The organism is Rhizorhabdus sp. GW822-FHT03C02 (assembly GCF_058801765.1).
Map to the genome: position 1 here is coordinate 49,002 of NZ_JBXANN010000013.1, position 17,123 is coordinate 66,124.

Annotated in this window: 19 protein-coding genes; 8 read left to right on the top strand and 11 right to left on the bottom strand. The window is 67.5% G+C overall.

The genetic code is table 11. The features are described 5' to 3' along the window. Nucleotides 1–4 precede the first annotated feature (4 nt). From pstB to AC1RM6_RS24920, 5 genes are all read right to left on the bottom strand, one after another. Nucleotides 5–817 carry a phosphate ABC transporter ATP-binding protein PstB gene (gene pstB / locus AC1RM6_RS24900; protein ID WP_493106281.1) on the bottom strand — a complete coding sequence of 271 codons (813 nt, stop codon included), beginning with the start codon at nt 815–817 and terminating at the stop codon, nt 5–7. Continuing rightward, nucleotides 817–2,103: a phosphate ABC transporter permease PstA gene (pstA, locus tag AC1RM6_RS24905; protein ID WP_493106285.1), complete on the bottom strand. Its 1,287-nt coding sequence runs from the start codon at nt 2,101–2,103 to the stop codon at nt 817–819. The genes pstB and pstA overlap by 1 nt, the downstream gene beginning before the upstream one ends. Next, nucleotides 2,096–3,511, bottom strand: a complete 1,416-nt coding sequence (pstC, locus tag AC1RM6_RS24910) for a phosphate ABC transporter permease subunit PstC (RefSeq protein WP_493106287.1) — start codon at nt 3,509–3,511, stop codon at nt 2,096–2,098. The genes pstA and pstC overlap by 8 nt, the downstream gene beginning before the upstream one ends. Before the next feature lie 43 nt (nt 3,512–3,554). Next, a complete protein-coding gene (locus AC1RM6_RS24915; protein ID WP_493106289.1) occupies nt 3,555–4,610 on the bottom strand; it encodes a substrate-binding domain-containing protein in 1,056 nt (351 codons plus the stop codon). An 88-nt stretch (nt 4,611–4,698) separates the two neighbouring features. Further along, nucleotides 4,699–5,901, bottom strand: coding sequence for an ATP-binding protein (locus tag AC1RM6_RS24920; RefSeq protein ID WP_493106291.1), 1,203 nt, complete (start codon nt 5,899–5,901; stop codon nt 4,699–4,701). Between the two features lie 280 nt (nt 5,902–6,181). On the opposite strand from AC1RM6_RS24920, the gene AC1RM6_RS24925 reads away from it, so the two are divergent. Genes AC1RM6_RS24925 through AC1RM6_RS24940 form a run of 4 tightly spaced genes read left to right on the top strand, consistent with a single transcriptional unit; the run spans nt 6,182 to nt 8,691 of the window. Further along, nucleotides 6,182–6,520 (top strand): hypothetical protein, encoded by a 339-nt coding sequence (locus AC1RM6_RS24925; protein WP_493106293.1) that lies wholly within the window; start codon nt 6,182–6,184, stop codon nt 6,518–6,520. 19 nt (nt 6,521–6,539) lie between these two features. Further along, a complete protein-coding gene (locus AC1RM6_RS24930; RefSeq protein ID WP_493106295.1) occupies nt 6,540–6,821 on the top strand; it encodes an HPr-rel-A system PqqD family peptide chaperone in 282 nt (93 codons plus the stop codon). Next, a complete protein-coding gene (locus AC1RM6_RS24935) occupies nt 6,818–7,678 on the top strand; it encodes an HprK-related kinase A (RefSeq protein WP_493106297.1) in 861 nt (286 codons plus the stop codon). The genes AC1RM6_RS24930 and AC1RM6_RS24935 overlap by 4 nt, the downstream gene beginning before the upstream one ends. Beyond that, complete coding sequence (locus AC1RM6_RS24940; protein WP_493106299.1) at nt 7,675–8,691, top strand: nucleotidyltransferase domain-containing protein; 1,017 nt, start codon at nt 7,675–7,677, stop codon at nt 8,689–8,691. The genes AC1RM6_RS24935 and AC1RM6_RS24940 overlap by 4 nt, the downstream gene beginning before the upstream one ends. Here the strand turns inward: AC1RM6_RS24940 and gph are convergent. After that, entirely contained in the window at nt 8,688–9,362 is a 675-nt protein-coding gene (gene gph, locus AC1RM6_RS24945) for a phosphoglycolate phosphatase (protein WP_493106301.1), read from the bottom strand. The two genes, AC1RM6_RS24940 and gph, sit on opposite strands and share 4 nt — an antisense overlap. A 62-nt stretch (nt 9,363–9,424) precedes the next feature. On the opposite strand from gph, the gene glmU reads away from it, so the two are divergent. Continuing rightward, nucleotides 9,425–10,789, top strand: coding sequence for a bifunctional UDP-N-acetylglucosamine diphosphorylase/glucosamine-1-phosphate N-acetyltransferase GlmU (gene glmU / locus AC1RM6_RS24950; protein ID WP_493106303.1), 1,365 nt, complete (start codon nt 9,425–9,427; stop codon nt 10,787–10,789). 69 nt (nt 10,790–10,858) lie between these two features. On the opposite strand, the gene AC1RM6_RS24955 is transcribed toward glmU, so the two are convergent. Continuing rightward, the gene (locus AC1RM6_RS24955) at nt 10,859–11,599 is read right to left on the bottom strand and encodes a tetratricopeptide repeat protein (protein ID WP_493106305.1); all 741 of its coding nucleotides are present in this window, start codon (nt 11,597–11,599) and stop codon (nt 10,859–10,861) included. Between the two features lie 97 nt (nt 11,600–11,696). Between AC1RM6_RS24955 and AC1RM6_RS24960 the strand changes: the two genes are divergently transcribed. The 3 genes from AC1RM6_RS24960 to glmS are packed head-to-tail and all read left to right on the top strand — an operon-like array spanning nt 11,697 to nt 14,140. Next, nucleotides 11,697–11,933, top strand: coding sequence for a ribbon-helix-helix domain-containing protein (locus tag AC1RM6_RS24960; RefSeq protein WP_493106309.1), 237 nt, complete (start codon nt 11,697–11,699; stop codon nt 11,931–11,933). Then, entirely contained in the window at nt 11,930–12,298 is a 369-nt protein-coding gene (locus AC1RM6_RS24965; RefSeq protein WP_493106311.1) for a type II toxin-antitoxin system VapC family toxin, read from the top strand. Before AC1RM6_RS24960 ends, AC1RM6_RS24965 begins: the two co-directional genes overlap by 4 nt. 15 nt (nt 12,299–12,313) lie before the next feature. Beyond that, nucleotides 12,314–14,140: a glutamine--fructose-6-phosphate transaminase (isomerizing) gene (gene glmS, locus AC1RM6_RS24970; RefSeq protein ID WP_493106313.1), complete on the top strand. Its 1,827-nt coding sequence runs from the start codon at nt 12,314–12,316 to the stop codon at nt 14,138–14,140. Between the two features lie 19 nt (nt 14,141–14,159). On the opposite strand, the gene AC1RM6_RS24975 is transcribed toward glmS, so the two are convergent. The 4 genes from AC1RM6_RS24975 to AC1RM6_RS24990 all read right to left on the bottom strand — a co-directional run bounded on the left by AC1RM6_RS24975 (nt 14,160) and on the right by AC1RM6_RS24990 (nt 17,035). Next, complete coding sequence (locus tag AC1RM6_RS24975; RefSeq protein ID WP_493106315.1) at nt 14,160–14,465, bottom strand: type II toxin-antitoxin system RelE/ParE family toxin; 306 nt, start codon at nt 14,463–14,465, stop codon at nt 14,160–14,162. Beyond that, complete coding sequence (locus tag AC1RM6_RS24980; RefSeq protein WP_493106317.1) at nt 14,462–14,764, bottom strand: type II toxin-antitoxin system RelB/DinJ family antitoxin; 303 nt, start codon at nt 14,762–14,764, stop codon at nt 14,462–14,464. Before AC1RM6_RS24980 ends, AC1RM6_RS24975 begins: the two co-directional genes overlap by 4 nt. Nucleotides 14,765–14,891: 127 nt before the next feature. After that, entirely contained in the window at nt 14,892–15,680 is a 789-nt protein-coding gene (locus tag AC1RM6_RS24985; protein WP_493106320.1) for a DUF1365 domain-containing protein, read from the bottom strand. Continuing rightward, a complete protein-coding gene (locus tag AC1RM6_RS24990) occupies nt 15,677–17,035 on the bottom strand; it encodes an NAD(P)/FAD-dependent oxidoreductase (RefSeq protein ID WP_493106322.1) in 1,359 nt (452 codons plus the stop codon). The genes AC1RM6_RS24985 and AC1RM6_RS24990 overlap by 4 nt, the downstream gene beginning before the upstream one ends. Nucleotides 17,036–17,123 lie beyond the last annotated feature (88 nt).

Consider the following 17,123-nt stretch of genomic DNA (forward strand, 5'->3'; position numbering starts at 1 on the left):
CTCCTCAGCCGTAACGGCCGGTGATGTAATCCTTGGTCCGCGTCTCGCGGGGATTGGTGAAGATGTCGGACGTGTCGCCATATTCGACGAGATGGCCGAGATGGAAGAAGGCGGTCCGCTGCGAGACGCGGGCGGCCTGCTGCATATTGTGGGTGACGATCACGATCGCATAGCGGCCGCGCAGCTCGTGGATCAGTTCCTCGATCTTGGCGGTGGCGATCGGATCGAGCGCCGAGCAGGGCTCGTCCATCAGGATCACTTCCGGATCGACCGCGATCGCGCGGGCGATACACAGGCGCTGCTGCTGGCCGCCCGACAGGGCGGTGCCGCTTTCGGCGAGCCGGTCCTTGACCTCGTCCCACAGACCCGCGCGCTTGAGCGACTGCTCGACGATCCGGTCCATGTCGGCCTTGCCATGGCCCAGGCCATGGATGCGCGGGCCATAAGCGATATTCTCGTAGATCGACTTGGGGAACGGGTTGGGCTTCTGGAAGACCATGCCGACCCGCGCGCGCAGCTGCACCACGTCCATGTCGGCGCCGTAGATATCGTCGCCGTCGAGGGTGATCTTGCCTTCGACCCGGGCGCCGGCGACGGTGTCGTTCATCCGGTTGAGGGTGCGCAGGAAGGTCGACTTGCCGCAGCCCGACGGGCCGATGAAGGCGGTGACATTCTCCATCGACACGTCGATCGACACGTCGCGGATCGCCTGCTTGGCGCCGTAGAAGACGTTGACGTTCTTCGCCTGCATCTTGAGTTCGGCGTCGACCGTCGCGGTCTGATCCGCCGCGAGGTCGTTGAGGGTTTGCGTGTTCATTACCAGCGCCTCTCGAAGCGGTTACGTAGGTAGATGGCGATTCCGTTCATCGCCATCAGGAAGGCCAGCAGGACGATGATGGCCGCGGAGGTCTTCTCGACGAAGCCCTTGCTGACCTCGTCCGACCACAGGAAGATCTGCACCGGCAGCACGGTCGCCGGATCGGTGAGCCCGGTGGGCGGCGCCGAGATGAAGGCGCGCATGCCGATCATCAGCAGCGGCGCGGTCTCGCCCAGCGCACGCGCCATGCCGATGATCGTGCCGGTCAGGATACCGGGCAGCGCCAGCGGCAGGACATGGTGGAACACCACCTGCACCCGGCTGGCGCCGATCCCGAGCGCGGCGTCGCGGATCGAGGGCGGCACCGACTTGATCGCGTTGCGGCCGGCGATGACGATGACCGGCATCGTCATCAGCGCGAGGGTGAGACCACCGACCAGCGGCGCCGAGCGCGGCAGGTTCATCGTGTTGAGGAACACCGCGAGCCCGAGCAGGCCGAAGATGATCGAGGGCACCGCCGCCAGATTGTTGATCGAGACCTCGATCAGGTCGGTCCAGCGGTTCCGCGGGGCATATTCCTCGAGATAGAGCGCCGACAGCACCCCGACCGGGAAGGCGAGGCCGAGCGTGACCAGCATCGTCAGCAGCGATCCCTTGAACGCACCCCAGATGCCGACCATCGTCGGATCGGTCGAGTCCGCACGGGTCATGAAGCCGATGCTGAACTTGGTGTCGATCGCGTTCGCCTTTTCGAGCCTGGCGACCTCGGCCTCGCTCGCGGCGTCGCCGGTTCCCTTGGCGGCGGTGTCGAGCGCCGAGGCGACCGGCACCCAGATCTCCGCCTTGCCCTTCAGGATGTCGGGATTCTCGGCGATCTTGTCCTTCACCACCAGCCAGGCGCCGTCGGACAGGAGATGCGGGCCGTTCTCGCCATAGGCCGCGGTCGCGGCCAAAGCGGTGGCGCCCTCGATATCGGCCGCGCCGAGCGCCGCTTCCTTGTCCGACTTGAGCAATGCCGGATCGATCATCAGCGTCGAGGCGGCGAAGTCGATCGGCAGCTTGAGTTCGGTCTGGCGGAAACCGCCGGCGCCGCCGCCGATCATCGTGATCAGCAGATAGGCGAGGAAGCCCGCCGAGAGCAGGACCGCGCCCAGGCCGATCGCGCGGAAGCGGCGCTCGGACGCATAGCGACGGGCGATGCGCTTCTGCATCTCGCTGCCCTTCCAGTCGGTGGGCAGACGCTTGGGCGCCTCGCCGGGCGCCTTCGTCATCAGGGCGTCACTCATAGGATTCCCGATATTTCTTCACCACGGCGAGCGCGATGACGTTGAGGAACAGGGTGACCAGGAACAGCACCAGGCCGAGCGCGAAGGCGGCGAGCGTCTTGGCGCTGTCGAATTCCTGGTCGCCGGTCAGCAACTGGACGATCTGGGTGGTCACGGTAGTGACGCTGGCGAACGGGTTGGCGGTCAGGTTCGCCGAGAGACCGGCGGCCATCACCACGATCATCGTCTCGCCGATCGCGCGGCTGACCGCGAGCAGCACCCCGCCGACGACGCCGGGCAGCGCCGCGGGCACCAGCACCCGCTTGATCGTCTCGGAGGTGGTCGCGCCCATCGCCAGGCTGCCGTCGCGCATCGACTGCGGCACCGCGGCGATCGAATCGTCGGCCATCGACGACACGAACGGGATGATCATGATGCCCATCACCAGGCCGGCCGCGAGCGCGCTTTCGGACGAGGCGCTGGTGATCCCGATCGACACCGCGAAGTTGCGCAGCGCCGGCGCCACAGTGAGCGCGGCGAAATAGCCATAGACCACCGTCGGCACGCCGGCGAGGATCTCGAGGATCGGCTTCATCCAGGTCCGCACCTTGGGCTTGGCATATTGGGTCAGGTAGATCGCGCTCATCAGCCCCAACGGGATCGCGACGATCATCGCGATGATCGCGCCGATGAACACCGTGCCCCAGAACAAGGGCACCGCGCCGAAGGCACCCGAGGAGCCGACCTGGTCGGCGCGGATCGCGGTCTGCGGGCTCCAGATCAGGCCGAACAGGAACTCGATCGGCGAGACCTTCGAGAAGAAGCGCAGCGATTCGAACAGCAGCGAGGCGACGATGCCGATCGTGGTCAGGATCGCGATCAGCGACGCGCCCAGCAAGGTGAGCATCACCACCCGCTCGACCCGGGTGCGGGCGCGGAAATCGGGGGTCAGCCGGAAGAAGGCGAAGGCGCCGCCGGCGACCGCGAGCAGCGCCGCGAGGCCGAGCCCGATCCACGAATAACGCTGCGCCGAAGCGCGATAGACCGGGGCCAGTTCCTCGGCGGCGGGGTTGAAGCCCGCCTCCATCGTGCCGTCGGCGATGCCGCGCATCTCGCCGATCACGGCGCCGCGCTCCATCGGATCGGCCGGCAGCTGTGACGCCGCCGGCGCCGACAGCACGTCCTGCATCACCAGCGATGGTGCTGCGAACGACCAGATGATCAGGAACAGGAAAGCGGGCAGCAGCACCCAGAGCGCCACGTACCAGCCATGATAATTGGGCCGGCTGTGCGGGCGCAGGGCGGCGGACGACCCCGCCGCCCCCGGCGTCGCGCCGGGTGCAGCAAAGGCCACCGCCTTGGCGCGTGCGGTGAACCAGGCGATCGCGCCCAGCCCCAGCACCACCAGCAGGATTGCCGTGGAAGACATCAGTTTATCGAACCCCCGTCTTGGCCGCCGCTGCCCCGCACCATCACTTGACCGTCGCGGGGTCGAGCAGCGTCATGTTCTTCGCGATTTCCGCATTCTTCGCCTGGACGTCGTCGGGCGCCGCGATCAGCCCGCGGCGGGCGAGATAGCCGCCCTTGCCCCACGCGCCGGCATATTCGGCGACGAATTCCTTCAGGCCCGGGATCACCTTGAGATGCGCCGCCTTCACATAGATGAAGAGCGGGCGGGCGCCCGGATAGCTGTAGTCGGCGATGGTGTCATAGGTCGGTGCGATGCCGCTCAGCGGAATGCCGCGGATCTTGTCGGCATTCTCTTCGAGGAAGCTGTAACCGAAGATGCCGACCGCGTTGGGGTTGGCGCCGAGCTTCTGGACGATCAGATTGTCGTTTTCGCCGGCCTCGACATAGGCACCGTCCTCGCGGATCGCAGTGCAGATCGCCTTGTACTTGTCCTCGTCGGTCTTCTTGAGCGCCTTGGTCGCCTCGTCGGCGTTGCAGCCCTTGTCGAGGATCAGCTCGGCGAAGGCATCGCGGGTGCCCGACGTCGGCGGCGGCCCATAGACCACGATCTTGATCGCCGGCAGCGACGGATCGACATCCTTCCAGGTCTGCGCGGTCTGCGGCTTGCCATAAGGGGTCTTGGCGAGCGCCTTGTAGATCTGCTCGGGGGTGAGCTTCATCTCGGGCCCGGCCTTGCTTTCGGCCATCATGATACCGTCGATACCGATCTGGATTTCGACGATGTCCTTGACGCCGGCCTTCTCGCACGCCTCGAGTTCGGATTTCTTGATCTGGCGCGAGGCGTTCGCAACGTCGGGATATTGCGATCCGACGCCGCCGCAGAACAGCTTCATGCCAGCGCCGGTGCCGGTCGATTCGACGATCGGCGATTTGAAATTGGGGTTCTTGCGGCCGAACTGCTCGGCGACCGCGGTGGTGAAGGGATAGACGGTCGACGAACCGACTGCGCGGATCTGATCGCGCGAGCCGCCGGTCCCCGAGCCGCCGCCGTTGTTGCTGCCGCAGGCCGCAAGGCCGGTGCAGAGGGCGAGCGCAAGCGCTGCAGAACCGATTCGCATCCGTAATCTCCGTCGTTGAGTTCAGCTACCGGTCACGGGGGTCAGCGCCGTGACACTTCGGCGCTGCCTATGTTTCATTTGTGTGACACTATGATGACAGAGCTTCCGGAGTCGCCGGCGGGAAGGTGATGCTGACGGTGGTGCCGACCCCGAGCCGGCTGTCGATCGCCAGCTTGGCGCGGTGGCGCTCGGCGATATGCTTGACGATGGCGAGGCCGAGACCGGTGCCGCCGACCGCGCGGCTGCGGCCGGGATCGACCCGGTAGAAGCGCTCGGTCAGGCGCGGCAGATGTTCGGGAGCGATGCCGTCGCCCTCGTCGGTGACGCTCAGCCGCACCCCCGCCTCGGTCTCGCGCACCGCGACCCGGATCGGGGTTTCGGGCTTGCCATATTTGACCGCGTTGCCGATCAGATTGTGGAGCAATTGCCCGACCTGGACACGGTCGGCGCGGACCTCGTTGGTGCGCTCGAGTTCGAGCACCAGCCGGTCGGCCGAATCGCGCAGGCCCGAGCGGATCACCCCGGCAACCTCCTCGACCACCGGCGCCAGCGCCAGCGGGGTCTGCGGTGGCGAGAAGCGATCGGCCTCGATCCGCGACAGCGAGATCAGGTCGTCGACGAGCTGTTGCATCCGGCGGGCCTCGCCGAACATGATCTTGAGGAAGCGATCGCGGGTCGCGGCGTCGCCGCCGGCGCCATGATCGCTCAGCGTCTCGATGAAGCCGAGCAGGGTCGCGAGCGGGGTGCGCAGCTCGTGGCTGGCATTGGCGACGAAATCGACCCGCATGCGTTCGGCGACCCAGCTTTCGGTGCGGTCGCGCAGCCGCACCAGCCGGGCATCGCCGTCGAGCCGGCGCACGCTCATGATCCAGCGCCGGTCGGGGCGGCCGATGCCGACCAGTTCGATCGACGCCGACGGGCTCGACGGCGCGTCCTCGGCGAGCAGTTCGGCGGCGAGCGGATGGCGCAGCGCGAGGCGGAAATCGCCGTCGAGCCGGTCGGCCCCGAACAGGTCGACCGCGGCGCCGTTGGCGTGGGTGATCCGCCGCCCCTCGACGATCAGCAGGGGGTCGTCGATCGCATCGATCAGGGTGCCGGTAATGTCGGGCGGAGGAGCGGTCGGGACCGGCACGGCGACCGGCACGGGTGCGAACGACGTCGCCCCCCACACCACCACCACCGCGGCCAACCCCGCCCCCAGACAGGCGATCGACGGCGCGCCGAGCACCGAGGCGATCGCCGCTGCGGCCAGAAATGCTGCCAGCGCCCATGTCAGGCGGCGATCGCTCACGCTATGTTGCTCCCGCCTCTGTTCGTCATGTTGCGCGGCCATCGGCCGAGCCTAGACACCAATTGTGAATTCTATCTGACATAGCCGCTTGCGATGAAAGCCCCCCTCGCTTCGGAGGTCGAAGCGCGATATTGGTCCGGCGAAGTATATGGCGTTGGGGAATCTTGTGCAGGATCAGAGCGAGCAATATCGGGACGGCACACCGGAAGGCGGAATCCCGGACGGTCCGACGGCCGCGTCCTTCGACGCCCAACTGACGTCGCGGCGTAACATGCTGCGGATGAGCGCCCTCGGCGGCGCCGCGCTCGCGACGATCAAGCCCGGCATGGCCCAGGCCGCGGCATCGCTGCTCAAATGTTCGGTGCCGGTACCCGATTCGGCCAATTCGACCAAATGGATCAAGTCCGACGGCACGCTGGTCGCGGCCAACACCAGCGGCGCCTATGCGCCGCCGTCGAAGGCGCTGCCGGGCGAAGAGGTCAAGAATGCGGTGAAATTCGGTACCAACTATACCGGGTACAACACCAATCAGAGCACCGCCTACACCAACTATATCAAGAAGCTGACCCAGGGTAAGCAGGGGTTCACCTGCTATTACTCGATCCAGAGTCAGACCTGACCGCCCGCGCGGATCGCGCATGACGGTGCCCGTCTTCCATGCCGAGGCGCAGCGCGCGAACCCGGTCGCCGAGATCGACGGGATCGTCCTGCTGTTCCACCGCCGGTCGGGCGAAACCCATTTCCTGGCCAGTCCGCTGCCCGAGATGCTGGCGTTGCTCGCCGAGCACCCCTGCGATGCCGACGCCCTCGCCGAGCGACTTGCCCGCCAGCTCGACGTGCCGTGCGACGACGAGGCGCGGATCGTGGTCGCGGCCCGCCTCGACGAACTGCGCGGCGCCGGGCTGGTGTGGACCGCATGAACGAACTGCGCGTCCGGGTCGGGCCAATGGGGTTCCGGGTGGGATCGGCCTGGGACGCCCCGATGGCGGCGCTGCGCTATCTCTATGCGGGCTATCCCGAACCCGACGACGGCATCGCGACGCTGACCGCGCGGATCGAACCGACCCGGCCCTGGCGGCGCTGGATCAGGCCGCAGGTCGCGATCGAGGGCGATCACACCCTGCCCGACGCGGTGCCGATGGCGCTGCGGCACGGATTGCTCGCCGCCGAGATGGCGATGAACCTGCAGGTGGCGATGGGCCAGCGCCGCTTTCTGCTGCTCCACGCCGCGGCGGTCGAGAAGGACGGCCGCGCGCTGATCCTGACCGGCGAATCCGGATCGGGCAAATCGACGCTCGCAGCTTTGCTCGGCGAGCATGGCTGGCGGCTGATGGCCGACGAGTTCGTGCTGATCGACCCCGACACCGGGCTGGTCCATGCCTTTCCGCGGGCGATCAGCCTCAAGAACGCCTCGGTCGCCGAAATGGCGAAGCATGTCGCCGATCCGGCGCGGTTCGGGCCGCTGCTCACCGCCACGCCCAAGGGCGACATCCGGCATCTTCGGCCGAACGCCGACGCCATCGGCCGGATGGATGAGCCGGCAATCCCCGCGCTGGTGCTGTTTCCGCTGTTTGGCGTCGCCACCGATCCGACCGGGATCGGCCGGGCCGAGCTGTTCGCACGGCTGACCCAGGGATCGCCCAATTATATCGCGCTGGGCGAGCGCGGTTTCGCCACGCTGGTGCGGCTGGTCCAGACCGTGCCGGGCGCGATGTTCGGCTATGGCGACACCGCGGCCGCGCTCGACCTGGTCGGGCGCTTCTGGGCCGAGACATGAGCACCGCCCTGCCCCTGGTCCGCGCGCTCACCCATCCACAGTCGACGCGCGATCTGCGCGGCGGTGCCTGGACCGAATTGCTGGCGATCGCGCATGGCGAACGGCTGATCGGCAGCCTCGCGGCGCGCCTCGCGGGGGTCGCGCTGCCGCCGGCGGTCGCCGCCGCGCTCGACGAGACCAAGACCCAGACCGCGTTCGGCCATGTCCAGGCGCTGTGGGAGGTCGAGATGGTCCGCCGCGCCTTCGCGCCGCATGGCCTGCCGCTGATCCTGCTCAAGGGCAGCGCCTTCGCCTTCGCCGCGCTGCCGCCGGCGATCGGCCGGCAGGTCGGCGACCTCGACATCCTCGTCCCCGGCGATCGCATGGCCGAGGCCGAGGCGGTGCTGGCGGAGGCCGGCTATGAGTGGCTCAAGCCCGACGCCTATACCGATCTTTATTATCGTCGGTGGATGCACGAGCTGCCGCCGCTGGTCCACCGCGAGCGCGGCAGCATGATCGACGTCCACCACACGATCCTGCCGCTGACCGCGAGGCGCACCCCCGACGCCGCCGCGCTGGTCGCCGACAGCGTCGAGGTCGCGCCGGGCATCTTCACCCTCTCGCCCGCCGACATCATCGTTCATGCCGCCACCCATATGCTCGCCGATGGCGACCTCGCCGGCGGCCTGCGCAACCTGTGGGACATCGACCGGCTGCTGCGGCTCTATGCGGTCGACCCGGGTTTCTGGGACGCGCTCGAGGCGCGTGCCGCGCGCCACCAGATGGTCGAGCCGGTGGCGCGCGCGCTGCGTCTGGCGCACCGGCTCTACGAAACCCCGGTCGACCCGCGCGTCGCCGGCCATGACCGGATGAGCGACGGCGCGTTCATCCGCCGGCTGCTCGCGCGCAACGGCTGGGGCGCCGAGACCCGCCCCGCGACCCGGCTCGCTTTCTATATCCGGTCGCACTGGATGCGGATGCCGCCGCTGATGCTGGCGCGGCATTTGTGGACCAAGGCGCGGGGGCGGTTTTAGGCCAGCTTGCCGAGCCGTTCGAGGGTCGGGATCAGCTCGTCGAAATGGTCGATCAGCGCGGTTGCGCCGAGCTGTTCGGGCGGGCGGTCGGAGAAGCCGAAGGTGACCGCGACGGTCGGGATGCCGGCGTTGCGGCCGGTGTCGGTGTCGGTGATCGAGTCGCCGACATAAGCCGGCCTGCCACCGCCGGCGCGGGCGATCGCCTCGAACAGAGGAGCCGGATCGGGCTTGCGCACCGGCAGCGTATCGCCGCCGACGATCGCGGCGAAGCGGTCGCCCCAGCCGAGCGCATCGACGAGCTGGCGGGCGAGCCCTTCGAGCTTGTTGGTGCAGACCGCCAGCTTGACCCCGCGCGCGGCAAGCGCGTCGAGCGCCGCCTCGATCCCCGGAAAGGCGCGGCTATGGTCGGCGATATGCGCGACATAATGGTCCATGAAGATCGGAAAGCCCTGATCGACCAGCGCCTCGGTCATCTCGCCGGTCGCGGCGAGCCCCTTCTGCAGCAGCGCGCGCGCGCCATGCCCGACCATGTGGCGGACATCCTCGGCGGGCACCGCCGGCCGTCCCATCGCGCCGAGCGCATGGTTGAGCGCGGCGGTGAGATCGGGGGCGGTGTCGGCGAGGGTGCCGTCGAGATCGAAGGCGACGACGTCGAAGGGAAAGCTGGTCATGCGTGCCGCCATGGCGTGCGCGATATGGCATTGGCAAGCGCTTCGTGGCAGAGAAACGCGCCATGACGACACGCCCCTTCGCCGCCCTGATCCTTGCCGCCGGCAAGGGTACGAGGATGAAATCCGATCTGCACAAGGTGCTCCACCCGATCGCCGGGCGGCCGATGCTCGGCCATCTGCTCGCCGCGGTCGAGCAATTGGGCGCGGCGCGCAAGGTGGTGGTGACCGGCGCCGGCCGCGAACAGGTCGAGGCGTTCGTGGCGCCGCACGGCGCCGATGTCGTCACCCAGGAACCCCAGCTCGGTACCGCCCATGCCGTCCAGCAGGGCGAGCGCGCGCTCGAAGGCTTCGACGGCGATGTGCTGATCCTCTATGGCGACGTGCCGCTGGTCCGGCCCGAGACGATGCGCGGCATGCTGACCCGGCTGAACGCCCCCGACGCCCCGGCCGCGGTGGTGCTCGGCTTCACCCCCGACGATCCGCTGGCCTATGGCCGCATCCTCGCCGACGGCGATGGGCTGATCGACCGGATGGTCGAATATAAGGACGCCACCGAGGCCGAGCGCGCGGTACGGCTGTGCAATTCGGGGCTGATGGCGGTACGCGCCGCCGATCTGTGGCCGCTGCTCGCACGGGTCGGCAACGCCAATGCCGCGCAGGAATATTATCTGCCCGACATCGTCATGATCGCCGCCGCCGACGGCCGGCGATCGGCGGTGATCGCCGCCGAGGCCTGGGAGGTCGCCGGGGTCAACAGCCGCGCCGAGCTGGCGACGGTCGAGGGCGCATGGCAGCACCGCCGGCGGCAGGCGGCGATGGCCGACGGCGCCACCCTGATCGCGCCCGACACGGTCTGGTTCAGCCATGACACGGTCGTCGGCCGCGATGTCGTGATCGAACCGAACGTCTTCTTCGGCCCGAAGGCGGCGATCGAGGACAAGGTCGTCATCCATGGCTTCAGCCATATCGAGGGCGCGGTCGTGCGCAGCGGCGCCGAGATCGGGCCCTATGCGCGGCTGCGGCCCGGCGCCGACATCGGCGAAGATGCCAAGATCGGCAATTTCGTCGAGGTCAAGAACGGCAAGTTCGGCAAGGGCGCCAAGGCCAATCACCTGTCCTATATCGGCGACGCCGAGATTGGCGCGAAGGCCAATATCGGCGCGGGCACGATCACCTGCAATTATGACGGCTTCCTCAAATATAAGACGGTGATCGGCGAAGGCGCGTTCATCGGTTCGAACAGCGCGCTGGTGGCGCCGGTCACCATCGGCAAGGGCGCGATCGTCGCCGCCGGATCGGTGATGACCCGCGACGTCGAGCCCGACGCGCTCGCCCTCGGTCGCGGCCGGCAGGAGGCGAAGGCAGGCTGGGCGGCGAGTTTCCGGGCGACGATGGCGGCGAAGAAGGCCGAAGCGAAGAAGGGTTAGAAGCTCCCCCGTCCTTCTCGGTCATGCTGAACGTGTTTCAGCATGACGAAGTAACAGGTTACGCCCCCCTCAACTGCTCGGGCTGGCCTTCGCCCGCGTACGCTGCTGCTGGATATAAGCGAGTTCCGCGCGCGCGCCGCGGTCGTTCGGGTCGCGTTCGAGGCAGCGTTTGAAGATCGCCTCGGCTTCGTCGAGTTTGCCCATCTCGATCATCACGAAGCCCATGCCGCGCCAGGCGCGCGCCAGCGGCACCAACCGATGGTCCTCGGCGACGAATTCGGCGGCAGCCGCCGCCTGCTGGAACAGGTCGAGCGCCCCCTGCCAGTCGCGATCGCCCTTTTTATATTCGGCGAACTCGGCCAGATATTGGCTGTTCTGCGGGGCCATCGCGATCGCCCGCTCGATCAGCGGCTTCGCCTCCTCACGGCGCCCCAGATCGATCAGCGCGAACGCCTTGAAGAAGATCGCGTCGGACCAGGTCGAATCGAGCGCGATCGCACTTTTCTTCGCGGCCGCCGCCTCCAGCATGTAGATCAGCACCTCCTGGGGCTCGCGCGCGCAATAGATTCGCCTTTTCTCGTCGGCATAATGGTCGTCGTACCAAGCGATCACCTGGTCGAACCGCTCGATCGCCTGCGCGGGCTGATGGGCCTGGACCAGCGCCAGCCCCTCGCGGTACAGCGCGCGCTGCGCGGCATCGGCCGGCACAGCCTCGGCGCTGGCCGCCTTGTCCGCCGCCGCCGCGGGCGTGGCCACAGCCGCCGTGATCGCCCAGGCCAGGCCGATCGTCTTCATCGCCCGATATCGCATGCACCCTCCCCCGAAGATCGATACAGCCTCCGTGAAATATTCGCGGGCGGCAAGATGGGAAAGTTGCGAAGATATCATGATATGATATCATGGCATCATGCGCATCCTCGCCGATCTTCCCGACGACGATATCGACTGGCTCGACCGGCGTGCGCGCGAGACCGGGATGTCGCGCGCGGCGCTGCTGCGCGAGGCGGTGGCGGCGTTCCGCGCCGAGAAGCAGAGCGACGCGATCGAACGCTATTTCGGGCTGTGGGCGGCGCATGGCTTCGCCGAGGACGGGGTCGAGCATCAGCACCGGATCCGCACCGAATGGGATGGCGGCGCGCGGTGAGCGGCTATTTCTTCGACAGCAACATCCTGATCGATGCGCTCGGCACGGTCGCGCAGGCGCGCCACGAACTGTCGCGGGCGCGCGGCGGATCGATCAGCCGGCTGAGCTGGATCGAGATCATGGCCGCCGCCCCCGCCGCCGTCCGCACCGAGACCGAATTGTTCCTGCGCCGCTTCCAGACGATCGAGATCAGCGAGGACATTGCGCGCCGCGCGGCGCTGCTGTGCGGGCAGCATCGCCGGCTGCGGCTGCCCGACGCGATCGTCTGGGCAAGCGCGCAGGCGACGAATATGATTCTGGTCACTCGCAACACCCGCGACTTCCCGGCTAACATGCTGGGCATCCGCGTGCCCTACACGCTTTGAGAGGAAAGACAGTCCATGTGCGGCATCATCGGCATATTGGGTAAGCATGACGTCGCCGACCGGCTGGTCGACGGCCTGCGGCGCCTCGAATATCGCGGCTACGACTCGGCCGGGGTCTGCACGATCCACGACGGCGTGCTCGATCGCCGCCGCGCCGAGGGCAAGCTCGACAATCTGGCGAAGAAGCTCGCCACCGATCCGCTGCCGGGCGTCATCGGTATCGCCCATACACGCTGGGCGACCCATGGCGCGCCGACCCAGGACAATGCCCATCCGCACGCGACCGGCGAGGTCGCGCTGGTCCACAACGGCATCATCGAGAATTTCAAGACGCTGCGCGACGAACTGATCGCCAAGGGCCGCACCTTCGAGAGCCAGACCGACACCGAGGTGGTCGCGCATCTGATCTCGCAGGATGTCGAACAGGGCATGGACCCGATCGAGGCGGTCCGCACCAACCTCAAGCGGCTCCACGGCGCCTTCGCGCTGGCGATCCTGTTCCGCCAGCATCCCGACATGCTGATCGGCGCGCGGCTCGGCTCGCCGCTGGTGGTCGGCTATGGCGAGGACGACGAGGTCTATCTGGGATCGGACGCGCTGGCGCTCGCCCCGCTGACCCAGAAGATCGCCTATCTCGAGGAGGGCGACTGGGTCGTCATCACCCGCGACGGCGCGCAGATCTTCGACAAGGAAGATCGCAAGGTCGAGCGTCCGATCGTCCTGTCGGGGGTGTCGAGCCTGACGATCGACAAGGGCAATCACCGCCACTTCATGCTCAAGGAGATCTACGAGCAGCCGATCGTCGTCGCCCAGACGCTCAAATCCTATCTGCGCCGGCTCGACGACCAGGTATCGCTGCCGATTCCCGATTTCGACCTGTCGAGCATCAAGCGCGTGACGATCGTCGCCTGCGGCACCAGCTTCTATGCCGGCATGGTCGCCAAATATTGGTTCGAGCAGTTCGCGCGGGTGCCGGTCGACCTCGATGTCGCGTCCGAGTTCCGCTATCGTGCGCCGGTGATGGAGGAAGGCGGGCTCGCGCTCTTCATCAGCCAGTCGGGCGAGACGGCCGACACGCTGGCGGCGCTGCGCCATGCGCGCGGCGAGGGCCAGAAGATCGCGGTGGTGGTCAATGTGCCGACCAGCACGATGGCTCGCGAGGCCGACCTGCTGCTACCGACCCATGCCGGCCCCGAGATCGGCGTCGCCTCGACCAAGGCGTTCACCTGCCAGCTCGCGGTGCTCGCCGCGCTCGCCGCCAATCTGGCCCGCGCCAAGGGCCGGCTGTCGCCGCGCGAGGAGAAGGAACTGGTCCGCCACCTCGCCGAGGCGCCCGCCGCGATCAACGGCGCGCTCGCCTATGACGAGGCGATCCAGGCGATGGCGAACATCGTCGCGGTCGCGCGCGACGTGCTCTATCTGGGCCGCGGCACCGATTATCCGCTGGCGCTCGAAGGCGCGCTCAAGCTCAAGGAGATCAGCTATATCCACGCCGAGGGCTATGCCGCCGGCGAGATGAAGCATGGTCCGATCGCGCTGATCGACGAGAATGTCCCGGTGATCGTGATCGCGCCAACGGGTCCGCTGTTCGACAAGACCGTGTCGAACATGCAGGAGGTCCAGGCGCGCGGCGGCAAGGTGATCCTGATCTCCGACTATGACGGGATCGCGGCGGCCGGCGACAGCTGCGTCGCGACGATCACCATGCCCAAGGTCCACCCGCTGATCGCGCCGATCGTCTATGCGGTGCCGGTGCAGCTGCTCGCTTATCATGTCGCGGTCGCCAAGGGCACCGACGTCGACCAGCCGCGCAACCTGGCGAAGTCGGTGACGGTGGAATGAAGCGATCGGGCTACCGAGGCTATTCGTGCTCGCGATCCGGCGGGATATCGTCCAGCCACATGCGCGCGCCATGTATGACGCGAAGAATGCGCACAACATCCCCATCGACCTGATAGGCCGCGATGTAGGATGTGAGGGCGATCACGAGTTCATATGTGCCCTCGATCCGACCGGGGCGACCGCTCTTTGGGAAATCGACGAGCCGATGGGTGGCGCGCTCGATGCGTTCGTCGTTGCGCGCCGCCGCATCCGGATTGTCAGCGGCGATCCAGTCGAAAATGGCCAGGCGGTCGTCGATCGAATGTGCCGACCAGACCAACCTCATGTCGGCGCAATGCCCTTCCGCGCTTCGGAGCGTAGCGCGGCAAAGCGCGCGCTGACGTCATCGTCGGCAACATCGGGGCGCTGGTCGTCCAGCGCCTCGCGGACCCGCTCTCGAAACCACTGGTCGTAGATCTGCTGATCGACCAGCAGTTCGGGCGGCACCCTTCCCTCGCGTGCAGCGCGGGTCAGGAGGATCCGCACCGCATCGGACAGGGTCAAACCCATCTGCTCGAAGACGGCCGCAGCACGTTCCTTCACATCGGCATCGATACGGGTCTGGATCAGGGCGTTGGCGGTCACGTCGATCTCCTTTCCGCTTTATGTAATGCAAATGAATGACGCAATCCACTCCAAGCCCGCAGGCCAAGTAACCTGGCGAAGCCGGTGACGGTGGAATAGCGGACTTTCTTGCCTCTCCGGCGGAGGCCTACTCCGCCGCCTGCGGCACCTGCCCCGTCACGATCGACACCCCATCGCCACCGCTGGCGACATGGCGGCGGATGCCGATCCGCTTGAGGAACAGCCACAGCGCCTCGACATGGATGCCGGCGACCACCTTCAGGCTGAGCAGCGGGTGGCGCAGGAAGGCGCCGAGCAGCGCACGGTCGCTGAGTTCCTGCCGGGCGCCGCAAAAGGCGGCGACGATCAGCGGGCCACCGGCGTCGCCGCCTTCGACCACCACCTCGGTCCGTTCGCCGGGCGCCTCGACGGTGAAGTCGTAGCGCATGTCGAGATCCATGAACGGCGAAACGTAGAAGCATTTGTCGCACGACTGGCGGATGGTGCCTTCGGCGCCGTCCTCGACCGGGATCACATAGGAGTGGCGTTCCTTGAAGGTGTTGGTCACCTCATAGACGATCGTCGACAGCGATCCGTCGCGGCGGTGGCAGAACCACACCGACAGCGGATTGAAGACATGGCCGAGCATGCGCGGCATCGTCAGCAGCCGGATCGGGCCGCCATCGGGCAACCGCCCCGCCGCCGTCATCAGCGCCTCGATCTGCGGGCGCAGCGGCGCCCCCGAGCGATCGCCATAGTCGCGGTCGTGGAAGGAGAAGAGGTTCCAGCGGTTGCGCGAGAACAGCCGGTGCGCGCCCGCGATCGCATCGATCTCGTCGAGGTCGAACAGGCACTGGAAGATGCGGTAGCGTAGCGTATGGGCACGCGGGCGGAAGCGCCGGTGGAAGACCTTGCCCGCGTAGATCGCCGATTTCACGCCGCGACCCCGTACGGGCGGGCCAGCTCCATCGCCAGCCGGCCGTTGGGGTCGGCGACGGTCCAGGGCCGCCTGGCGCCGAGCATCTCGGCGATGGCGAGCCCGGCCTGGAGCCCGTCCTCGTGGAAGCCCGCGCCGAGATGGGCGCCGCCGTAGAAGGTGTTGCGCTGGCCCTGGATCGCCCAGATCGCGCGCTGCGCCTCGAGCGCGGCATGATCGAAGATCGGATGTTCGAAGCTGGTGCGGTTGATCTCGCGCCCCGGCGCGATCGCGCGGTTGGGGTTGAGGGTGACCACCAGCGGCCGCTTCGTCTGCAGCCCCTGCAGCCGGTTCATCCAGTAGCTGACGCACAGGTCGCCGGTCGCGTCGTTGGCGTGGCGTCGCCCGAAATAATTCCATGCCCCCCACAGCGCGCGGCGTTTCGGCATCAGCGCGGGATCGTCGTGGAGCACGGTGATGTTGGTCGAATAGCGGAAGGCGCCGAGCAGGTCGCGTTCCTGCGGGCTGGGATCGGCGAGCATGGCGAGCGCCTGGTTGCCGTGCGCGGCGATCACCACCTCGTCGAAGCGATCGACCTGACCGTGGCGATCGGTGATCGTCACCTGCCCATTTTGGCGATCGACCTTCGCGACGGGGGTCGACAGCCGCAGCTCACCAGAAAAATCGCCGAGCAGCCGGTCGACATAGGTCCGGCTGCCGCCGATGACGGTGCGCCATTTGGGCCGCGCGCCGAGATTGAGCAGACCATGATTGTCGCAGAAGCGCACGAACGCCTCGGCCGGATAGTCGAGCAGCAGCTGCGCGGGCGCCGACCAGATCGCCGCCGCCATCGGCAGCAGATGATCGTCGCGGAACGCCTCGCCATAGCGGCCCTGTTCGAGCATCTGGCCGAGCGTCATGTCGCCGAAGCCGCCGATCCCGGCCGCTGCCTCGCGGTAGAAGCGGACGAGGTTGCGCAGCATCGACCAGAAGCGCGCCGAGAACAGGTTCGACGGCTGCGCGAACAGCTGCCAGATCCGGTCGCCGGCGGCATATTCGAGCTTGCCGTCGTCGAGCGACACCGCGAAGCTCATGTCGGTCGCGCGCACCGCGACGCCCAGATGATCGAACATCGCGATCAGGTTCGGATAGGTGCGGTCGTTGAAGACGATGAAGCCGGTATCGACCCCGAGCGTGTCGGCGTCGCCGTCATGGCCGCGCATGTCGACGTCGATCGTCCGGCTGTGCCCGCCGGGCCGGCCCTCGGCCTCGTAGAGCACGACATCGTTGGTCTGCGACAGCAGCCAGGCCGCCGAAAGCCCGGTGATCCCGCTGCCGATTATGGCGATCCGCTGCCCAGCGCGGCCGTTCGTCATCCGATCATCCTCACATACGCCCCCCGGACCGTACGCCACGCGGCCCGACACCTTTCCGCAGATACGGCGGCTTCGGCGATCGGGTTGC